Source organism: Fibrobacter sp. UWB13 (assembly GCF_900177805.1).
Classification (GTDB): domain Bacteria; phylum Fibrobacterota; class Fibrobacteria; order Fibrobacterales; family Fibrobacteraceae; genus Fibrobacter.
In genome coordinates this window covers 602,154-624,368 of record NZ_FXAX01000001.1, presented here as the reverse complement: position 1 = coordinate 624,368, position 22,215 = coordinate 602,154, and the positions used below count along the sequence as shown (strand labels likewise).

Sequence of the window (22,215 nt, the reverse complement as noted above, 5' to 3'; positions counted from 1 at the left end):
TGCTTTTTTGTGCAGTTAATATTATATTTAGTGAACAAAAAGGCAAGTAAACAAGTGTGTCGTTAAAAACGATGGGAAAAAATGGATTTACGCGATAAACTGAACATTCTAGGCGATGCCGCCAAGTACGATGTTTCGTGCTCGTCGAGCGGTTCCAAGCGCAATTCGCCAAAAGGCGGAATGGGGTGCGGGCATAGCTCGGGCATTTGCCACACATGGAGCGCCGATGGTCGCTGCATTTCGCTATTGAAAGTGCTGTTCAGTAATGCCTGCAAGTACGATTGTGCTTATTGCGTGAACCGACGCAGTAACGATATCCCACGAGCGACTTTTACGCCCAAAGAACTCATTAACCTCACGTTGGAATTTTACCGCCGCAATTACATTGAAGGGCTTTTCTTGAGCTCGGCCGTGATTGGCTCGCCAGATTACACGATGGAACTGTTAATTAAGGTGGCTAAGGAATTGCGTTTGGTACACCATTTTGGCGGTTACATCCATTTAAAGGCGATCCCCGGCGCAAGTTCTAGGCTTTTGTTCGAGGCCGGGCTTTATGCCGACCGCAGCAGCGTGAATATCGAAATTCCTTCGGACAAGCAGTTGCAATACCTCGCGCCCGAAAAGAATTTTGCATCCATTTACCGCCCGATGAATTTTTTGGCAGAACGCAAGCTTGAATACAAAACGGACAAGTCCAAGTACTCTCCGAAGTTCTTGCCGGCAGGGCAGAGCACGCAGATGATTGTCGGAGCATCGGGGGAGACCGACTTCCAGATTTTGACGCTTTCGGCAGGCTTTTACAAGCAACAGCAAATGAAGCGTGTTTATTTCTCAGGTTATGTACCCATAAATGCGGACAAGCGCTTGCCCGTAATTACCACAAAACCGCCACTTTTACGCGAACACCGGCTTTATCAGGCCGACTGGCTCATGCGTTTTTACAAGTTCGAGTACAACGAGATTCTTGACGAGAAAAATCCGTTCCTGGACCCGGATTTGGATCCGAAAGTGATGTGGGCACTCCGCCATCCGGAATGTTTCCCGGTCGATTTGCAATCCGCCGATTACGAGATGATTTTGCGCGTGCCCGGCATTGGCGTGAGGTCAGCTCAGCTCATTGTCAGTGGAAGGCGTTATTCTAAAATCAGGCTCGAGCATTTAAAGAAAATGGGGGTGGTGCTCAAGCGCGCAAAATACTTCATCTACGATAGCGACGTACCGCGAGAACTCCACAAGCTTTACCCTGAGATGATTCGCCCCTTGCTTATTGCAGGCAAACCCAAGAACGATCAACTCGACCTGTTCGACTCCATGCCCGCAGCGCTGCCACAGCCAAAAGCCGCACCATACACTAACGCTTTGTCAATCGCAAACAACTAATAACTAATGACCATTGACTAACTACTAAACAATGTCCCTCGCGATTCATTACGATTCTACTTTCGACGGCTTCTTGAGTGCCGTTTTCGAGATTTACCGCCAACATCTCGATGTTTCTTGCTTTGTCGCCGAACGCACGTACGAAGCGGAACGTGAAGCGGCAACTGACCTTTTCGCGCAACCCTTCCACGTTGAAACGTCTGAAGATTCCGCCAACCGCCTCAAGCGAGCTATTACCAAAGCAGCAAGCAAGGACGTATTGAATTTACTCGAAACGTGTTTCCGTTCCGAAGACGCAAACATCGAGATGAACATTCTTGCGTACTTGCGCAAGCTTTTTGCGGGGCTAGACCCGAATTACGGTCGCAATCCGTCAAGTCTCGAAATGATTCCGCTCATTACCATCGCGCGTTCCGTGCGTCGCGAAATGGACAACATGTACGGAATGGTGCGCTTCAATAAAGCCCCCGATGGTATGTACATCGCTGAAATCGAACCCAAGTACGACATTCTCGAAATGATTGTCGGGCATTTCCGATGCCGTTACCCCAACGGCACATGGGCGATTATTGATGTCAAGCGAGGCTTTGGCGTCTATTACGAGAATTACCGGACACATTTTGTAACGGTTCCTGACCCGAGTTACATTTCGGCGCACGCGCCTCCAGATGAATTTACTCGTATGTGGAAGTCTTACTACGACACGATGGCAATCAAGGAGCGGCTCAACCCGCGCCTTCTTCGACGTTGCCTGCCTGTACGCTACTGGAAACATCTTCCTGAACGTTCGTTATCGAACTACTCGGCGAAAAACATCGGAAATGTAGTGCCGCCGCAACTTCCATCTGAAGTCGCCAAATCAAACGCGTCAGCGTCCATAAGGCTCAAATAGCTGAGCTTACGCCTTGTGGCACATATTTTGCTCAAAAAGTCCATGAATGAGCGCTGAATTTTTTATATATGCGAAAAAATTTTGGCTCTAAAAAACATTTAGTTGTATATTTATAATGGATTAATTGACATTATGGAGAAAATTAAAGACATGAACGGCTCATCTGTGAAACCGGGCTTTTTCGTTCAAGATTCTTTTCTGTATAGCAAGGACAACGAAAAGGTTGTTCTTCGTGGTGTAAACCACATGTTTATTTGGACGGATCGTGAAGGCAAGACCATTCCTGAAATTGCAAAGACTGGCGCAAACTGTGTAAGAATTGTTTGGAATACTCGTGGCCGCATCAGCGACCTCGACAACATTATTTCGCTTTGTATTGCCAACGGCATGATTCCTATCCCGGAAATTCATGACACGACCGGTAACTGGGACCGCCTGAGCGACGCCCTTGAATTTTGGCTTCGCGAAGAAACACTCCAGATGATTTACAATCATCAGGAATATTTGATTTTGAACATCGGTAACGAACCGGGCGACAAGGCTCAGAGCGCCGATGACTTTTTCAACGCCTATAACATCATCGTCACAAAGCTCCGCGCCTCTGGTGTGCGTGTGCCGATTATGATCGACGCCGACGAATGGGGCCAGAACGAAAAGAATTTGTTGAACGTGGGCCCAAAGCTTTTGCAGGCAGACCCCGAACACAACTTGATTTTCTCGATTCACATGTGGTGGCCGACCGAACGCCACAATCCGGTGGCAACAGGCTACGAAACCGTCAAGGACCGCATCAAGGGTACGCTCGAAGAATCCCTCAAGCGTAAGATTCCCCTGATTGTCGGTGAATTTGCTCCGGTGGCTGCAGGCGGTGTTCGTGAAATTCCGTACAAGTTTATCATGTCGGAATGCGAACGCTTGAACATCGGCTGGCTCGCATGGAGCTGGGGCCCGGGTAACTTCGACAGTCCAGAAATGGATATGACGGTTCACGGCTCCTACAACACGCTTATTGGCTGGGGCAAGGAAGTCGCTGTCGATAGTCCTCTCGGCATCCAGAACACAAGCGTGATTCCAAACTTTATCCAGAATAAGGATTTCACAACCGGTTCTCAGGGAACTGGCGCGAACATCATCGAAAACGGTGAATTCAACGCCGAAGATCCGCTTTCTGGCTGGACGACCGACTTCTGGGGTGGAAAGGGCGATGTCACCGTCAAGGATGGCGTTGTGCATTTCGACATCAAGAAGGGCGGCAAGGATTCCTGGAATCTCCAGTTCAAGCAGCATTTCGCGCTCCACAAGGGTGTAACGTACATCTTTAGCATGCGCGCCAAGGCTGACAAGCCGCGTACGCTCAACGTGAACATCAAGAAGGACTGCGAAAGCTATACACCGTATGCAAACGGCCGTATTCTCGACTTGAGCACGAGCTGGCAGAACTTCAGCTGGAAATTCACGATGAAGGAAGAAACCGATGTCGATGCTGTACTCATATTCGACATGGGTGGCGTGCCGATATCCTGGAATCTCGCCGATGTTTCGCTCGTTCATGCCCGCAGCGTCGCCGACCGCTTGAATAGAACGTTCCAGCGCAACGTGCAAAAGAACTCCGGTTACTTCAACGCACCGAACGGCCCGTGGGAACTGCACCTGTACTCCACAGATGGCAAACTCCTCGAGATTCTCGACAAGGGTAAGGGCGGGGAAGGCATGCGTCAATACCCGAAGATCGAACGCAGCGGCATCATGGTCATCAAAGACCTCGGATAAACGTTTCCTCCACGGTCCCTCTTGACAATTCATCCTTAGAATCGTCATTCTCGACCAAAAGGAGGGAATCCATTATTTCACGAAAAAAAGCGCAATCCCTCGTGGACTGCGCTTTTTCTTTGTCATTTTTCGAAATCAAAAAATGCGGCAGGATCAGTGCCAAAAATTTCACCGAGCTTAACAGCCATTTTTCGAGATACTGTTCTTCGACCGTTTTCCATAGCGCAAAGATTCTGCACCTGAATACCGAGTTTTTCAGCAAGAGTCACTTGAGACCAATTGCGCAAATCCCTATTTGCGACAATCATTTCCCCTGGTGTAGTATCAAGCGATTTAAACCATTCCGTTTGTTCAAACGGTTCAGATTCGTTGTCGTCGCTAACAATTACATTTTCGGGTTTATAAGTGTCACGCAAAAAGCGTACAAGTGGGGCAGGAATATGTTTCGCTCTGATTTCAATACGGGGCCTTTTCACGACTGCCAGCATAGTACACCTCTATATTTATAGATCCGTCTTTACAAGTCCAGCATGCTACCCAATTTAAAGCGAGATGACAATGGTATGTCTCGTTTCCAAGTTTTGAGTAATGCCAAAATAGTGGTTGAATCGGACCAGAAACTTTCAATGATTGCAGAAGAGCCTTAAACTTATTTTGTACAGCTTTAGGCATAGTCATTGCATTTTTCTGAGCCCGTTTTGTTACGGTCACATTATACATAATATAATCAATTTTTGATTATTCGTCATTGATTATTTTTGTAAATGGAATCTTTATATTTTTAATGTCGTTTTGTGATGGATCTTTCATGCGCTTATCTCCTTAAATTAAAAAAAGACATCCAAATTTTTGGATGCCACAGCGCATTACTCAGAAACGCAAAAGAAATGTAAGTTATATAGATTTTTTGGCAAGGCACCCTTTGTAAAAAGGGTGTAAATTCGCTTATTTACGCTTTTGCGGACTTGGCGTTCAACTTTTGCATCAGCGGGATGAGCCCACCGCCAATGGAATTGCCAATCGTAATCGCGACAAGCGCCTTGAGCATTGTCATTGAAAAATCGCCTGCAAGCGAGAAATAGAACATGTCTGCAATGCAGTGCTCGAAACCGCTCAAGATAAAGACCATCACCGGGAGGAACACGATGAAAACTTTCCCGACCTGGTTTTCTACGGTCTTGTAGCCATCTGCTGCAATGAACATGAGCATCCCGCAGAAAATTCCGAGCACGAGCAAACTAGCAAAACCATCGCCGTCCTTGATAACGCAAAGAGCATTTGCTTTCGCCTGAAGTGCCGCACCATAGCGAGTCGCAGCCATTAACTTCGCGAAAACGAACGTTCCTATGAAATTTCCGAGCCAAACAATTCCTAAAAATCCCCAATAATTAATCTTATTGTTGACGAAATAGCCGACCTTACCCGTAAAAAGGTTGAATCCGAAATTCAAAATCGTAAAAAGACCGAGTCCGAACAAGAATGATCCGAGAATCTTATTGTCGCAAGAAAGGTAAACCGTTCCGCCGAGCCCGATGCACAAACCGGAGTAAATAGACTTGATAAAATTAATCATGGCGCCAAATTTAAAATTTTTAAACAGCGCTCATTTTCCAATTTTTGTCCACAAATATGTTATAAAACTTAAATTTTTCTTATAAAATTAAACAAACCTCAATTTTCACGATTCGTAACCGAAAAAATTGCGAAATTTAGCGTCAAAATTTGTAAATCGCATCATTTATCTGATGAAACAGAGGCTTGAAGTTCATAAAATGCCATAAGCCATGCCTTGAGGCGTGTCCAGTCGTTGTCTTTGGGGGTGCGAATGTCTTTGTCCATTTTGTACACGATAAAATCTTTCATTGGAATATCGCCAATTATCGAGTATCGAAGCGCCTTAAAGAAATTCATTGTTAAATCCATACTGGTTTCGTAGACTGTTTTGCCATCTATTGCGATCATCACAAGGTCTTTGTGGATAACTATCGATAAGTGGTGGCGTTTGCTATCAAAAATTTTTTCACTGCAGTAAATTGTCGAATCTATAGAGGTCGAATCATTTTTATCTAAAATTCTCATGCAAATTTGTTGGGTGTTTTTGGGGCATTGGGTTATTTTGAAACCAAGAGAATCGTTGCCGACCGAGACTAGCGAGACTTGTTTGCGTGAGTCGCTGAGAGATTCAATCCAGAAACTAAGAGCGTAGCTAGAATCCCAAGGGTTAAAATCATAACCTATATCAATGGAGTCCGCATTGATTTTTGAATAAAGGAGCCAAAGGTTTCTTTTTTGCCGTTGTTCATTTTGATCGAATGCGTCAATCCATCGAATCTTTTGATTGGCATAACCTATGGAATCGGGAATTATCCAAAAACGGCTTGAATCCGTTTCGTTTTTGGCTTTGGACATTATTATTTCGTTCCCGCGATCATCCATTAGAGCATCGTAATTTTCTTTTTTAAAGACAGGGATGATGAGGTTATTTAATATGTGGGGGAGCTTTGCTGAGTCTAAAATAGCTAAAGCTTTGGGCGGAATCGAGAGATCCAAAGTTCCGGCTTCGTGTCCTTTTAAAAAACCGTTTGCCCAGTAATACGTTGAACCAGCCCGAATATGTTTGGGCCTCAGTAGTAATGGGTTGGCATTGGCTTTGCCATCTCTCCAACCTGTGTAAGTTTCGTAAAATCCAGGAGGTACGTCACGAATGATGACAAAGCCTTTTTCTCGATCGTTTTCGGTAATTGTGGCGCAGGCAAAGGAACCTTCCAGGCAGATGGAATCGTAATCTCTATAGCGTAAATAGAATTGCACTGAGGCCGGTTCACCGACTTCTATATTGAATTCAAACGTGTCTGGATAAGGGGTGTCCCAAAGTGTATAAACGTAGGTTTCAAATCCAAATAACGTGTCGGGATCGGTCGTCGTTTTGGCAAGCAATCTGTAACGGTGTTTATCGCCATCTGTAACGATGGAATAATATCCATTTTTATCGGCTTCGGTTGAATCCATGATATAGGCGTGTTGAGTGGTGGAATCAACTCCGGTAATATAGATTCGAGCGTGAGCTTGGGGGACGCTGTCGGCGTTGATGACTGTACCCACAATTGTCTTTCTTGAGTAATCTTTTATTTGGGGATATTTTGTTCGCGGATAATCACTATCGGTTCCGTTGTCACTGCATGCGTAAATAAAAACCAATAAAATTGCCAACGCCCCAAAGGATCCAAACTTGAATTTTTTCATCATATTAGTCATCTTGAATGTTATAATACAAAAATAGTTGATTTACAACAACATTTTGGAAAACTTTTGGAATAGCTTTCTAATTTTACGTATTTTGTAAAAATTCAAAATTTAATTTCAAAAACTGTAAATCATGTTTGCATCAAATTTTAGAGATTCTGTTCAGAAATTTCTTTCTTTTACATTTTTAACCGCTTTTTCATGAATTGAAGCGGGCTTTACGCATTTTGTCGCGAGTTGGCACAGTTTTTGCATATAGGGCGCAAAAACTAAAAAGGATTTCTATGCAAGCACAAGCTCTTTATGATCCAGCCAACGAACATGACGCCTGCGGCGTCGGCTTGGTCGCCAATATAAATAATATCGCTTCTCACCAGATTGTTGTCCAGGGTATCACCGTCTTAAAGCGCCTCCTCCATCGTGGTGCAACGGGTGGCGATCCGGAAACGGGTGATGGTGCCGGCCTTTTGCTTTCGATGCCGCACAAGTTCTTCCACAAAATCTACAACGATCTTCCGACCCGTTACGGCGTGGCGATGATCTTTGTCGAAAATACGGTGGCAGCCGATTCTGCCGATGCAGAAATTGAAAAGCTCGCTGCTGCTGAAGGTGCTCCGGTCGTCAAGATTCGTGAAGTTCCGGTGGACCCGTCCGCTATCGGTCACACGGCTCGCGAAACGCTCCCGCATATCCGTCAGTACATTTTTGACGGTTCCAAGTTCGAATCGAACGAAGCATTCGAAATCAAGTTGTTTGTGCTTCGTCGCTTAATCGAAAAGTCTGTCAAGAACCTCTACATCTGCTCTTGCAGCTCCAAGACGATTGTTTATAAAGGCCTTTTGCTTGCAACGCAGATCGAAGGCTTTTACAAGGATTTGAAGGATAACGATTTCGAAAGTGCTATCGCGCTTGTCCACCAGCGTTATTCGACCAACACGTTCCCGACCTGGCCTTTGGCCCATCCGTTCCGCTACCTCGCTCACAACGGCGAAATCAACACGCTCCGCGGAAACTTGAATAGCCTCAAAGCTCGTGAACCGTACCTCAAGAGCGACCGCATTGGCGAAGATTTGCAGAAGTGCTTGCCGCTGATTGCCGCAGGCCAAAGCGACTCCGCTAGCCTCGACAACATGTTTGAACTTTTGGTGGCCGCTGGCCGTAGCCTCCCGCATGCGATGCTCATGATGATGCCGCAGGCTTGGGGTGCAAAGCATTACCTCGGCCGCGATGTGCGTGGTTTCTTCGAATACGAATCCATGTTGATGGAACCGTGGGATGGTCCGGCAGCTGTCGCATTCTCCGACGGCGTGAACGCTGGTGCCATTTTGGACCGCAACGGTCTCCGTCCGGCACGTTACACTTTATGTAAAGACGGTTTGTTTGTCATGGCATCCGAAACGGGTGTGCTCGACATCGACGACGACCAGGTTGAAGAAAAGGGTCGTTTAAAACCGGGTGAAATCATTTACCTCGATATTGAAAACCACCGCATCTTGAAGAATGCGGAAATGAAGGCTCTCGTCGCCCGCAGCAAGCCGTACCGCCGCTGGGTTGCCGAAAACAAGATGAGCGTTCGCGGCCTCTTCAGCGAAATCAATCCGTCTGACGTTCCTGCCGATTTGCTCATCCAGCAGAAGCGTTTTGGTTACTCTGCCGAAGATTTGAGCGTAATTTTGCAGCCGATGGCAAAGACGGGCGCAGAACCGCTCGGTTCCATGGGTAACGACGCCGCTCTCGCCGTGCTTTCTGACAAGCCGCAGCCGCTGTTCAACTACTTCAAGCAGCTGTTCGCCCAGGTGACGAACCCGCCGATTGACCCGATTCGTGAAGAACTCGTGATGAGCCTTACGACCTACATCGGTAACCACGGCAACATTCTCGAAGAAACACCGGAACAGGCTCACCTCATCAAGATTCCGCGTCCGGTCGTGACCGAAGACGAAATCCGCCGTTTCGAAAACATCGGCGACAAGAGCTTTACCGCCAAGGTGCTCAAGATGCAGTTCCCGATTGGCGGCAATGGCGAAGTTCTCGAAGAAGCTTTGCAGAAGCTCGCTGGCGATGCTATCCGCGCCGTGCAGGATGGCTTCAACATCATCGTCCTTTCCGATAAGAACGTGGATTGGGGCTATGTCCCGATGCCGTCGCTTTTGGCAACCGCTTGCGTGAACCGCTCGCTCGTCGAAGCTGGCGTCCGCCCGGAAATCGGTTTGATTGTGCAGTCTGGTGAAGTTCGCGAAGTCATGCATTTTGCCCTTTTGCTCGGTTACGGTGCAACGGTCATCAACCCGTATCTCGCTCTCGAAAGCATCACGAACATGTGCCATACCGGCGAAATCAATGTGGATCCGGTCACGGCAGCAGCCAACTACATCAAGGCTGTGGACAAGGGCCTCTTGAAAATCATGTCCAAGATGGGTATCTCTACGCTCCGCAGCTACCGCAGCGCCCAGATTTTCGAAGCCGTCGGTCTCAACCGCGAATTTATCGACAAGTACCTCCCGGGTACCGCAAGCCGTATCGAAGGTATCGGCCTCAAGGAAATCGCTCAGGAAATTGACGCTCGTTGCCATATCGCTCTTGCCGACGCTAGCAGCGTCCTCAAGGAAGGCGGTCAGTACCGCTATCGCAGCGAAGGCGAACGCCACTTGTGGACTCCGCAGTCTATCGCAGCATTCCGCCAGGCGGTGCAGATGGGCGATTACGAAAAGTTCAAAGCTTACTCCAAGCTCATTGACGATCAGTCCGAACGCCTCGCAACGCTCCGCGGTCTCTTCAAGTTCAAGGAAACGACTCCGATTGACATTTCCGAAGTCGAATCTCGTGAAAGCATCGTCAAGCACTTTGTCGCTGGCGCTATGAGCCTTGGCTCCTTGAGCCCGGAAGCTCACGAAACAATCGCTATCGCCATGAACAGCGTGGGTGCCATGAGCAACTGCGGTGAAGGTGGTGAAGACCCGGATCGCAATACTCCGGGGCCGAACGGTGAAATCCGCAGCTCTGCTATTCGCCAGATCGCTTCTGGTCGTTTCGGTGTGACAATTGACTATCTCCGTCACGCTAAGGATTTGCAAATCAAGATGGCTCAGGGTGCAAAGCCGGGTGAAGGTGGTCAGCTCCCTGCTCGCAAGGTGAACGAATTTGTGGCCCGAGTGCGTCACTCTATCCCGAACGTGTCGCTCATTTCTCCGCCGCCGCACCACGATATTTACTCCATCGAAGACTTGGCTCAGCTCATTTACGACTTGCACAACTCCAACCCGAAGGCTCGTGTTTCTGTGAAGCTCGTGTCCGAAGTCGGTGTCGGTACGATTGCAGCCGGTGTTGCCAAGGCTCACGCAAACGTCGTTCTCATCTCTGGTCACGATGGCGGTACGGGCGCATCTCCGCTCACTTCCATTAAGCATGCCGGTCTCCCGTGGGAACTTGGTATTGCGGAAGCGGAACAGACTCTCGTTTTGAACAATCTCCGTGGCCGCGTGAAGCTCCAGGTCGATGGTCAGCTCAAGACCGGTCGTGACGTTGTGATTGGCGCTCTCCTCGGTGCCGAAGAATTTGGCTTTGCCACGAACTTGCTCGTATCGCTCGGCTGCATTATGGACCGCCGCTGCCATACGAACCAGTGCCCGATGGGCCTTGCCACGCAGGATCCGGAACTCCGCAAGCACTTCAAGGGCAAGCCGGAATACGTCAAGAACTTCTTGTTCTTCATCGCTGACGAAGTCCGTGAAATCCTTGCAAGCCTCGGTCTCAAGAGCCTCCATGAAGCCTGCGGCCGTAGCGACTTGCTCGACGTGAACCACGCTATTGAATTCTACAAGGCAAAGCACCTCGACTTCAGCAAGGTCTTCCAGACTGTTGAAGGCTGCAAGTCTTACGACGAAAATTACGTTCCTGAAGAACTTGTCAACTTTGACCGCCGCGAAATTCTCCCGTTCGTGCAGGATTCCTTCAAGGAAGGCAAATCGGTTGAACTTTGCGCTATGATCCACAACACGGACCGTACGGTCGGTACAGAAACTTCTGGCTACGTGGATGACTTCTACGGTGCAAAGGGTCTCCCGGAAGATACGATCAAGATTCATTTGCAGGGTGTTGCTGGCCAGAGCTTCGGTGCATTCCTCGCTCCGGGTGTTACGCTTGACCTCGAAGGTGAAGTCAACGACTTTATGGCAAAGGGACTCAGCGGTGGTAAGATTATCGTTCGCCCGCCGCACAACGCAACGTTCAAGGCCGAAGACAACGTCATCGCTGGTAACGTCATCGGTTACGGTGGCACGAGCGGTAAGGTGTTCATCAACGGTCTCGCTGGCGAACGCTTCGGTATCCGTAACTCCGGTATGCTCCTCGTTTCTGAAGGCGTTGGTGACCATGGTTGCGAATACATGACGGGTGGTCGCGTGGTCGTGCTCGGTCGCGTGGGCGTGAACTTCGCTGCCGGTATGACGGGTGGTCTCGCTTACGTCTACGACGAAACGGGTCACTTTGACTTGAGCTGCAACGTGGATTCTGTGGACCTTGAAAGCGTGCTTCCGGGTACGGAAAGCGAAAAGGAACTCCTCGACATCATCAAGCAGCACGTCGAAGCTACGGGTTCTGCAAAGGGCAAGCGCATTCTCGAAGACTGGAATGATGCCCGTCCGAAATTTGTAAAGGTATTCCCGGTTGAATACCGTCACGCTTTAGCTATGCACACTCAGAAGTAAACCGGTACGGAGGATATAATGGAAACAGTACAGAGAATACAAGATGTTTACCGTCCGGTTGATGAACGTGTCAAGGACGTAAAAGAAGTTGAACGCCCGTTGACTGCCGTTGAAATTGTGGCTCAGGCCGGTCGCTGCTCAAATTGCGGCGTGCCTTTCTGCCACGGCGCAGGTTGCCCGCTTGGAAACCTCGTTCCGGAATTTAACGAAGCGGTTGCCGCAGGCGATATCCGCAAGGGTTACGATATCATTAGCAAGACAGCTTTCTTCCCGGAATTCACGGGACGCGTTTGTCCGGCTCTTTGCGAATCTTGCTGCACACGTAACTTGAATGACGATGCTGTGATGGTCCGTCAGGTCGAAAAGTTCATGATCGAAACCGCCTTCGAAGAAGGCTGGGTGAGCCTCCCGACGGCTGAACCGAACGGAAAGACCGCCGCCGTGATTGGCGCTGGTCCTGCAGGCTTGTTTGCTGCCGAAGCACTTCGTCGCAAAGGCTTTGCCGTGACGGTTTACGAAAAGCACGAAAAGCCGGGTGGACTTCTGCGTTACGGCATTCCGAACTGGAAGCTCGAAAAGCAGGTGATTGACCGCCGCGTAGCTCTCCTCGAAGCCGCTGGCATCAAGTTTATTTGCAATACCGAAATCGGCAAGGATATTTCTGCTGAATACATCCACCGCAATTTCGATTACACGTTCCTCGCTATTGGTACGCCGAACGCTCGTGACTTGAAAATCCCGGGCCGTGAAGCCGAAGGCATTTACCTTGCTCTTGATTACTTGCACGGTGCCGAAATGCCTGATTGCAAAGATCCGGAAAAGTACAATGCCAAGGGCAAAAAAGTATTGATCATTGGCGGTGGCGATACGGGTAACGACTGCGTGGGTAAAGCAATTCGTGAAGGATGCAAGAGCGTTCTCCAGGTGGAATTCATGCCGAAGCCGCCTGAGACTCGTTCTCCCTCTACGCCGTGGCCGGATTGGCCGTACTTGTTGCGCACAAGCTACGCACACCACGAAGGCGGCGAACGTCGCTGGAATGTTTCGTCCAAACAGTTTATTGTCAAAGACGGTCATGTGGCCGGTGTCGAAGCAGTCCGTGTCGAATGGGACATGTCTCCGCTCGGCAAGCCGCTCAAGCCGAATGAAGTTCCGAATTCTACGGAAATCATCGAAGCTGATTTGGTCGTGCTCGCCATGGGCTTTACAGGCGTTCCGGCTGAAGGCCTCGTGAACGACTTGGGTTTGAAACTTACGCCACGTACGGCAATCATCCCGGACCCAGCACGTAACATTTACGCGGTCGGTGACTGTGCTAACGGAGCTTCGCTTGTGGTTCGCGCCATGGCAAGCGCTAAGCAGGTCGTAAACCGACTCAAGTAATACATCTCCGTTCCTGAAACTCAAGAGTTTTACAATTTTTGTAAAACTCTTTTCTTGTTTTTACACATTTTGTAAAATATTTCATTTCCTGAAAATCTCTTAATTTTCAAAATCCTCGAAATTACTTCAAAATCAGCGCTTTTACTGAAATTGTAAAAGTGGCACGATTTTTGCCTATAGAGCGCGAATAGCGTAAAAAGGATTACATTTTATGTCTTTAAAATTTTCAAAATGGACTGGTCTCGGCAACGACTTCGTTCTCGTCGAACCTGGTGAGTCTTTCGACATGACTCCGGGCAAGGCTCTGGAACAGCGTGTAATTGAACTTTGCGATAGACGCTTTGGCATTGGCGCTGATGGGGTAGTTGTCGTGACTCCGATAAACGAAAATGTAAAAAGTAACGAATTTGAAATGCGCATCTTCAACGCAGACGGTTCCGAAGCCGCCATGTGCGGAAACGCCACGCGTTGTGTTGCGAAGTTTATCCAAAGTCGCGGTCTTAGCGATGATTGCAATTTTGTCTTGCACACCAAAAGCGGTCTTGTAAAGCCATCCGTTCTGCCGGATGGCCGTGTTTGTGTAAATATGGGCCTCCCGCGCGAATTCATGGGAACAATCAAGCTTACGGCAGACACTTTTGATTTTACGGGCGTAACAGTTTCTATGGGCAACCCGCATACCGTCATCTTCGTAGACAACATCGAAAAAATCCAGCTTGAAAATTGGGGAAGCATCCTCGAAGTAGACAAGATTTTCCCTGACCGTTGCAACATCGAATTTGCACAAGTGATCAACGAAAATACGATCCGCATGCGCGTCTGGGAACGCGGTTGTGGCGTGACGATGGCTTGTGGAACCGGAAGCTGCGCAACGCTTGTTGCCGCCCAGCGCACGGGTCGCATCGGTCTCGAAGCAGACGTTGTCTTGGATGGCGGAACGCTTCACATCAAGCACGAAGAAGGCGGCCCCGTCTTTATGACCGGCCCCGCAAAAGAAGTCTTCAAGGGCGAAATCTAAATCGTTTAAACGAGTGAGCTCCTAAAACCTATTACCTAAAACCGAATACTTAAAAATGAACAATTCAATCATCAATCCGTACTACGATCGTCTTCCTGGCAGTTACCTTTTTTCAACAATTGCCAAGAAAATCAAGGAATACCAGGGCACCCACGAAAATGCAGACATCATCCGCTTGGGCATTGGCGATGTGACTTCTCCGATTATCCCCGCTGTGATCGAAGCCATGCACAAGGCTGTAAACGAAATGGGTGTCAAGTGGACGTTCCGCGGTTACGGTCCAGAACAAGGTTATGATTTCCTCCGTGAAGCCATTATCCGTGGCGAATACACCCCGCGCGGCATTGAAATGGATCCGAACGATGTGTTCGTGAGCGATGGTTCCAAGTGCGATGTCGCTAATATCCAGGAACTCTTCTCGGCTGACGCCAAAATTGCAATCCCGGACCCGGTTTACCCCGTGTATCTCGATAGCAACGTGATGGCAGGCCGTACGGGAGTTCTTCAGGATGACGGTCATTTCTCCGAAGTGACATACCTCGCTTCAACAGCTGAAAACAACTTCCAGCCTGACTTGCCCAAGAATCCCGTCCAATTGATTTATCTTTGCAGCCCGAACAACCCGACCGGTACGGTGCTCACTCGTGAAACGCTCCAGAAGTTTGTGGATTACGCCAACGAAACTGGTGCAATTATTTTGTTCGATGGTGCATACAACTGCTACATCCGCGACGAAAAGCTCCCGCACTCCATTTACGAAATTCCGGGCGCTCGCACTTGCGCCATTGAATTCCGCAGCTTCAGTAAGACCGCCGGATTCACGGGCGTTCGTTGCGCATACACAATTGTCCCGCACGAACTTGAAAAGCTCCGTGCCATGTGGAACCGCCGCCAGTGCACTAAATTCAATGGCGTGAGCTACGTGACACAGCGCGCTGCAGAAGCTATTTACACACCGGAAGGCTGGGAACAGACAAAGGCCGTCATTAGCGGTTATATGGATACAGCTGCAAGAATCCGTAAGGAATTGACGGAATGCGGTTATACCGTTTTCGGTGGCGAACACGCTCCTTATATTTGGTGGAAATTGCCTGAAGGCGAAAAATCGTTTGACTTCTTTGACCGCTTGCTTGCCACGTGCGAAGTTGTCGGCACGCCGGGTAGTGGTTTTGGCCCGTGCGGTGAAGGCTATTTCCGCCTGACCGCTTTTGGCGACCCAGATCAGACTGCAGTTGCCCTCAAGCGCATTAGGGAAAAGTTGTAAAACGAAGTCATTAGTTATTGGTCAAAGCCCTTTAGTATATAACAATCATTTACTATTTTACAAATTATGAAACAACCAATAGGTTCAGAAATCGCGGTCGTTCAAAAGATCAGTACAATCATCATCCACGAGAGAAATGTTGAAAAGCTCTTGGATAATGTGCTCACCATTTTGGATACCGACATGGGAATGCTGAACGGCACGTTTACTTTGCTGTTCGGTAATACCTTGAAAATTGAAGCATCGCATGGACTTGATGAAAAGAAAAAGCGCCTAGGCCAATATCAGGTGGGCGAGGGCATCACAGGTCATGTGGCAGAAACAGGCCGCAGCCACGTGATTCCCGATTTGCGCAAGGATTCTCGATTCTTGAACCGCACAGGCGCTCGCAATTACGATAGCCAGGTCGCATTTATCTGCGTTCCTTTGATTCACGATGAACAAATTATCGGAACGCTTTCAGTTGACCGTCCTGTCGATGTGACGACGGATCTGGACCGCGATGTCGCACTTTTGGAAATCATCGCGAACATCACGGGTGATGCCGCTAGCGAATGCCAGACAATGCTTGTGGAACGCCAGTCCTTGATTGACGAAAACCAGAAGCTGCGTGACATGCTCAGCGGTAAGCCGAGTGAACTTGTTGGCAACTGCCGCGAAATGCAGATTGTGTACGAACAAGTGCGTCAAGTCGCTCCGTCGGATGCGACCGTGCTTATTCGCGGTGGTAGCGGTACAGGTAAAGAGATGATCGCTCGTGCAATTGTGCAGCTTTCATCTCGTAAAGACAAGCCGTTTGTAACGCTTAACTGCGCAGCCCTCCCAGAGAATCTTGTGGAAAGCGAACTTTTCGGTCACGAAAAAGGCGCATTCACAGGAGCCATTAACATGCGCAAGGGTCGTGCAGAAATTGCCGATGGCGGAACGCTCTTCCTCGACGAAATTGGCGATTTAACGATGCAGACCCAAGTCAAGCTGCTGCGCTTTTTGCAAGAACGCACGTTCAGTCGAGTCGGCAGCAATGAAGAACTCCATTCCGATGTTCGCTTCTTGGCGGCCACAAGCCGCAACCTCGAAGAACTCATGGAAAAGAAGCTCTTCCGCGAAGACTTGTTCTACCGCTTGAATATTTTCCCGATTGCGATGCCGGATTTGGCAAAGCGCCAGAGCGACATTATTTTGCTTGCCGAGCATTTCATTGAAAAGATGAATCTCAGGTACGGCAAAAAGATTGTTCGCTTGTCCACAACAGCAATTAACCTTTTGATGAGTTATCATTGGCCGGGTAACGTCCGTGAACTTGAAAACTGCATTGAACGCGCTGTGCTTACGGCGACAGACGATTGCATCCATAGCTACAATCTTCCACCTTCATTGCAGACTAGCTTAAGCACGGGTACCGGAAAGATTATTACCGATCACGCTCCGCTTGACGTGATGATGTGCAATTACGAAAAGGAATTGATCACAGAAGCTATCAAGCGCAACGACGGTAATATTTCGGCAGCGGGCCGCGAACTTGGCATTTCTCCGCGAATGATGAATTATCGAATGAACAAACTAGGATTGATTACAAAATAAAATGTTCGGTTTTTACAGAATCACTTCTGTGTGTCCAACTTTGAAAGTTGCGGATACGGAATTCAATACTGATGAAATAATACGCTGCGGTCTCCTCGCCAAAAACGAAGGGGCCGCAGTTGTTGTTTTCCCTGAGTTCTGCATTACGGGTTACACCTGTAGTGATTTGTTCCATCAAGAACTTTTGCTGAAGAAATCACTTGCATCGCTTTTAAAAATTGCAAAGGCATTTGATGGTTCCGACATGATTGTCGCTGTGGGGCTTCCGCTCCGAATGTTCGGTAAGCTCTATAATTGCGCTGCCCTTTTGCAACGCGGAAAGATCATTGGCATTACACCAAAGATTCACCTACCGAACCAGCGTGAATTTTACGAAAAGCGCCATTTCAATAGCGGTCGCGATTTGCTAAGCGCAAACTGTGCTAAAATCGGCGGTTATGGGAAAGCTCCGCTCACGTATTCATTTGATGGCGTGGGCGAGGTGCCGATAACAAACTTCTTTACGGTAAACGGTAGCGAAGAAATACGCATCGGCGTGGAACTTTGCGAAGACTTGTGGACAGCGGCTCCGCCTAGCGGTAAACTTGCTTTGGCTGGCGCAAATGTGATTTTAAATTTGTCTGCAAGCGATGCGCTAGTAGGGAAGGGCGATTACCGTCGCAATCTCGTGATGAATCAGTCTGCGCGCTGCATGGCGGCATACGTTTATGCATCTGCCGGCGTTCATGAATCCACGACCGACATGGTCTTTAGCGGCCATTTGATGATTGCCGAAAACGGCTCCATGCTCGCCGAACGCAAAAATTACAGTCGCAAAAGTGAAATCGTTTTTGCCGATATCGATGTACAGCGTTTGAATGCCCAGCGCTTAAGCGAGGGGAGCTTCCAAGATTTTGATTCCACAGAATATTTTGCAAAGGCTGCAAATTTTGCATCACTTCCCGTTGTTGCGAATGATTCTAAAAAGCCCACGGAAGGTCTTAAATACCGCTACATTGCGCCGATGCCGTTTGTTCCAAGCGACATTGCTCATCGCGATTCTAACTGCCGCGAGATTTTCAACATCCAATGCGCAGGACTCGCCAAACGTCTGGAATCGTCGTATGCCAAACGTGCGGTTCTCGGGCTCAGTGGAGGTCTTGATTCAACGCTTGCATTGCTAGTCGTTGTTGAAACATTCAAGTTGCTGAATCGACCGCTGAACGAAATTCTCGTGACTACAATGCCTGGATTCGGAACGACCAAACGCACAAAAAATAACGCTGTTGCAATGGCGGAGCTCTTGGGCGTTGAACTCCGAACAATCGACATCAAGCCCTCTTGCTTGCAGCATTTCAAAGACATCGGTCACGATGCTGCAAAGCTTGACGTGACGTACGAAAACGTACAGGCTCGCGAACGTACCAAGATTTTGATGAACTTGGCAAATAAAGAAGGCGGCATTGTCGTTGGAACGGGCGACCTTTCCGAAATCGCTCTTGGTTGGAGCACGTATAACGCCGATCATATGTCCATGTATGCCGTGAACTGCGATATTCCAAAGACGCTCGTGCGCCACGTTGTCGCATGGTACGCCGATCATGTGCTGGAATTGATGGGGGTGCGTGCGACAAATTCCAAGGATTCCGCGAAAGCCCTCGCCGATGTTCTCCGCGACATCTTGGATACGCCTGTTTCACCAGAGCTCTTGCCCGCCGATAGCAACGGACAAATCGCCCAAAAAACGGAGTCCATTCTCGGGGCTTATGAAATTCACGATTTCTATCTGTATCATTTTACAAAATATGGTGCAGAACCACGCAAATTGCTTTACTTGGCCGAGAAAGCTTTTGGGGCCAAAGTGGGCGAGGATGGCTCCGCAATTGAAGCGAAATACCCGCGTGACGAACTCGTTCGCGTTCTTAAGCTCTTCTTGAAACGCTTCTTTGCTCAGCAATTCAAGCGCAGTTGCATCCCGGACGGTCCAAAGGTCGGAACGATTTCGCTCTCTCCGCGAGCCGATTGGCGAATGCCCTGCGATGCCTCTTCTGCCGACTGGCTCAAGGAAATCGAGAATCTCTGAGCCGCGCGGAATTCACCAAACGAACATTTCCAAGCCGCCTCGTGCGGCTTTTTTTGTAGCACAAAATCGAAAAATAGTCGCTACGCACAAACGTAAAACCCCGGAACATTCGTTCCGGGGTACTTTAGTCAACAGAGATACTTTTTGTAGTTGTTAGTTATTGGTTGTTGGTCGTTAGTTTAAGGCTTGGAAACTTCAGTAAGTTTTTTAACTAATAACTATTGACTAATAACTAAGTGCCAAATTACATGTTGCTGAAGATTTGGAATCCGCTGTAAGCTTCTTGACCATGTTCAGCTTGGTCAAGGCCGCGAAGTTCTTGCTTTTCAGTCACGCGGAGGCCCATGGTCTTCTTGATGATGAAGAAGATGAGGCTTGCGGCAGCGAAGCACGGGACAGCGTAGGCGAGGACGCCAACAGCCTGAGTGCCGAGCGTGTAGTCACCGGTGATATCGAAGATACCGACAGCGAGCGTACCCCAGACACCGTTCACGAGGTGGACAGAGAGAGCACCAACCGGGTCATCCAAGTGCAAGCGGTCGAACATGAAGACTGCACCGACGACGAGCACACCAGCGATAGCACCGATAATCCAGGAAGAAAGCGGGGTCACGACGTCTGCACCAGCGGTGATAGCGACGAGACCAGCAAGGCATCCGTTGAGAGCCATGGTGGCGTCCGGCTTCTTGGAAACAATCCAGCTTGTGAGCGTTGCAGTGATGATGCCTGCGACAGCAGCGAGGTTCGTGGTCACGAGAATCCAGCTAGTAGCCTTCGGGTCGCCGTTGAGAGCAGAACCGGCGTTGAATCCCCACCAACCGAACCAGAGCATGAACACACCGATTGTTGCGAGCGGAATGTTGTGAGCCGGGATAGCGTGAACCTTGCCACCGACATACTTACCGATACGCGGTCCGAGAATCATGACGCCAGCGAGAGCTGCCCAACCACCCACAGAGTGGACGAGGGTAGAACCGGCGAGGTCGTGGAAACCGTGAGCACCGAAGGTGGAGAGCCAGCCGCCGCCCCATGTCCAGCTACCGACAACAGGGTAGACGAGAGCCACGTAAGCGATGGTAAAAACGAGGAAGGAGTTGAGCTTCACACGTTCAGCAACGGCACCAGAAACGATCGTTGCGGCGGTTGCTGCAAACATTGCCTGGAACAGCCAGTCCGTGAACAGAGTGAAGTGTCCGTTGTAGGCTACGGTGAAGTTTGCCGGATTTGCCCAGTCGCCAATGCCGAAGCCGGCGAAACCGAGAATGCCGTTGAAAGTACCCGGGTACATAAGGCCAAAGCCGAGCAAGGCGTACATCGTGATACCGATTGCCGGCACAGCGATGTTTTTGAAAGCGACGTTTGCAGAGCACTTAGCACGCACAAGGCCTGCTTCGACACATGCAAATCCAAGACCCATGATGAACACCAACATGGCGCTGATCATGATCCAAATGTTTTCCGTCATAAAGATGGCGTCGTTGACGGTTGCGACTGTTGCTACTTCGTTCATTTGTATAAATCCTTTTTGAAAATTTTAGTTTCTAATTCTGAATTCCTGATTCCGAATTAACCAATCGCTTCCGGTCCAGTTTCACCCGTGCGGATGCGAACACACTGTTCAAGCGACGTGACGAAAATCTTTCCATCGCCGATGGCACCCGTACGAGCGCCCTTGATGATGGCATCGATGCAAGGCTGCACAAATTCATCATTCACGGCAATCTTCAGACAAATTTTCTTGAGCAAATTAACTTCAGTAACAACGCCACGGAAACGTTGATTGTAACCCTTCTGCTGGCCGCAACCAAGAACGTTAGTGACAGACATCTTGTAGATCTTGTTCTCATATAGCGATTGCTTTACGCTATTGAGCTTTTCAGGTTGAATGTAAGCTGTGACGAGCTTCATGTTGGTATCCTTTTTTTGAGGTTTCTTTTTGTTCGCACTCGTATTTGCAAAATGCGTGCCAAAAATTTTTCCAACACATAAAAAAGCCCGCAATCCCTTATTCTATGCGGGTTGCGGGGCAGTGTAGGGGAGAGACTTTCCTCAAATGAAAGATTTACAAGAATTGTAAGAAAGGCTTTTTATTTACAGAGTGTGAAAATTTTACGCTCTCTACGCCACAAAAAATTATTCACAACAATGATCGATTGACCTCTAATCCTCATCTTCTACAAGAATTCCTGTAGCGTTGATTTCGTCGCAGTCGGCAATAAAATCCGGAGCACTTACTGGAATCGAGTTTACAGTCGTAAGCGTTAGAGACTGTGTAATATTTTTTCCGTTACAATATACAGTTCCACTCAGAGGATCCTTTCTTGCATCTTCCTTCGCCTGATTGCAAATTTCAGAAATGGTGGTCTCAGGAATAGCATCTGCAAATTGCATTACTTCGGACATTACCAAAGTACCTCTATTATAGTTCATGTTTATATTGATGATGATTGAATCAGGTTTAACTGCGGTCATCACAAATGCGGTATCCAAGTCAACGAAAACTTCACACACAGCATCGTTTGGTTTCTCTTTATTGCTGACCGGGACTTGGAACGAGGAACTCGATAGGGAAGAAGGATTACTTGTAGAACTCGATGAACCATATACTTCAACCAGGTTCATCAATTTGCAGAGTTCTTTTGAAGACTCAACAATTTCATCGGCGTTTTTGTCGTTGGCAGAATTAATATACTTGACCGATATGGTATGTCCATCACATAATACGCTTGCGTTATTGTAACCAGCTGCACTTTCTTTGGCTTCTGCACACGTCTGTTCAACTTCGGAATTAGAAACAAAAGCATCGTAAGTGGTTACCATGTCCATTTCGACATCAGTTCCAACGAGAGTCATTTTCATCTGGACGCTTTCCGAATTTGCTACGGTAAAATCCATAACGACCACATTGTCGGATAA

The 22,215-nt window shown here is 48.5% G+C and carries 15 protein-coding genes; 9 read left to right on the top strand and 6 right to left on the bottom strand.

Annotated features, from left to right (window positions below; all coding sequences use genetic code 11):
* The first annotated feature begins 81 nt into the window (after window positions 1–81).
* The 3 genes from B9Y77_RS02710 (at window position 82) to B9Y77_RS02700 (ending at window position 4,042) form a co-directional block, all read left to right on the top strand.
* Window positions 82–1,380, top strand: a complete 1,299-nt coding sequence (locus B9Y77_RS02710; protein ID WP_085490374.1) for a putative DNA modification/repair radical SAM protein — start codon at window positions 82–84, stop codon at window positions 1,378–1,380.
* A gap of 31 nt (window positions 1,381–1,411) precedes the next feature.
* Window positions 1,412–2,272, top strand: coding sequence for a TIGR03915 family putative DNA repair protein (locus B9Y77_RS02705; protein ID WP_085490373.1), 861 nt, complete (start codon window positions 1,412–1,414; stop codon window positions 2,270–2,272).
* A gap of 132 nt (window positions 2,273–2,404) precedes the next feature.
* The gene (locus B9Y77_RS02700) at window positions 2,405–4,042 is read left to right on the top strand and encodes a cellulase family glycosylhydrolase (RefSeq protein ID WP_085490372.1); all 1,638 of its coding nucleotides are present in this window, start codon (window positions 2,405–2,407) and stop codon (window positions 4,040–4,042) included.
* 122 nt (window positions 4,043–4,164) lie between these two features.
* On the opposite strand, the gene B9Y77_RS02695 is transcribed toward B9Y77_RS02700, so the two are convergent.
* From B9Y77_RS02695 to B9Y77_RS02680, 3 genes are all read right to left on the bottom strand, one after another.
* Window positions 4,165–4,530 carry a helix-turn-helix transcriptional regulator gene (locus B9Y77_RS02695; RefSeq protein WP_085490371.1) on the bottom strand — a complete coding sequence of 122 codons (366 nt, stop codon included), beginning with the start codon at window positions 4,528–4,530 and terminating at the stop codon, window positions 4,165–4,167.
* Between the two features lie 461 nt (window positions 4,531–4,991).
* Complete coding sequence (locus B9Y77_RS02685; RefSeq protein ID WP_085490369.1) at window positions 4,992–5,615, bottom strand: formate/nitrite transporter family protein; 624 nt, start codon at window positions 5,613–5,615, stop codon at window positions 4,992–4,994.
* Window positions 5,616–5,776: 161 nt separating this feature from the next.
* Window positions 5,777–7,288, bottom strand: a complete 1,512-nt coding sequence (locus tag B9Y77_RS02680) for a carboxypeptidase-like regulatory domain-containing protein (RefSeq protein ID WP_139829242.1) — start codon at window positions 7,286–7,288, stop codon at window positions 5,777–5,779.
* 281 nt (window positions 7,289–7,569) lie between these two features.
* Here B9Y77_RS02680 and gltB point away from each other — a divergent pair, with 281 nt between their 5' ends.
* From gltB to B9Y77_RS02650, 6 genes are all read left to right on the top strand, one after another.
* Window positions 7,570–11,991 (top strand): glutamate synthase large subunit, encoded by a 4,422-nt coding sequence (gltB, locus tag B9Y77_RS02675; RefSeq protein ID WP_085490367.1) that lies wholly within the window; start codon window positions 7,570–7,572, stop codon window positions 11,989–11,991.
* Window positions 11,992–12,009: 18 nt separating this feature from the next.
* Window positions 12,010–13,374, top strand: coding sequence for a glutamate synthase subunit beta (locus B9Y77_RS02670; RefSeq protein ID WP_085490366.1), 1,365 nt, complete (start codon window positions 12,010–12,012; stop codon window positions 13,372–13,374).
* A 211-nt stretch (window positions 13,375–13,585) separates the two neighbouring features.
* Window positions 13,586–14,392 (top strand): diaminopimelate epimerase, encoded by an 807-nt coding sequence (gene dapF, locus B9Y77_RS02665; RefSeq protein WP_085490365.1) that lies wholly within the window; start codon window positions 13,586–13,588, stop codon window positions 14,390–14,392.
* Between the two features lie 55 nt (window positions 14,393–14,447).
* Window positions 14,448–15,656, top strand: a complete 1,209-nt coding sequence (locus tag B9Y77_RS02660) for an LL-diaminopimelate aminotransferase (protein ID WP_085490364.1) — start codon at window positions 14,448–14,450, stop codon at window positions 15,654–15,656.
* Window positions 15,657–15,722: 66 nt separating this feature from the next.
* The gene (locus B9Y77_RS02655; RefSeq protein WP_073424221.1) at window positions 15,723–17,237 is read left to right on the top strand and encodes a sigma 54-interacting transcriptional regulator; all 1,515 of its coding nucleotides are present in this window, start codon (window positions 15,723–15,725) and stop codon (window positions 17,235–17,237) included.
* 1 nt (window position 17,238) lies between these two features.
* Entirely contained in the window at window positions 17,239–19,299 is a 2,061-nt protein-coding gene (locus B9Y77_RS02650; RefSeq protein ID WP_085490363.1) for an NAD(+) synthase, read from the top strand.
* A gap of 244 nt (window positions 19,300–19,543) precedes the next feature.
* On the opposite strand, the gene B9Y77_RS02645 is transcribed toward B9Y77_RS02650, so the two are convergent.
* From B9Y77_RS02645 to B9Y77_RS02635, 3 genes are all read right to left on the bottom strand, one after another.
* A complete protein-coding gene (locus B9Y77_RS02645) occupies window positions 19,544–20,809 on the bottom strand; it encodes an ammonium transporter (RefSeq protein WP_085490362.1) in 1,266 nt (421 codons plus the stop codon).
* Window positions 20,810–20,865: 56 nt separating this feature from the next.
* On the bottom strand, window positions 20,866–21,207 hold the full coding sequence (locus B9Y77_RS02640; RefSeq protein ID WP_073424694.1) for a P-II family nitrogen regulator: 342 nt from the start codon (window positions 21,205–21,207) through the stop codon (window positions 20,866–20,868).
* Window positions 21,208–21,459: 252 nt separating this feature from the next.
* Complete coding sequence (locus B9Y77_RS02635; protein ID WP_085490361.1) at window positions 21,460–22,194, bottom strand: hypothetical protein; 735 nt, start codon at window positions 22,192–22,194, stop codon at window positions 21,460–21,462.
* Window positions 22,195–22,215: the final 21 nt, after the last annotated feature.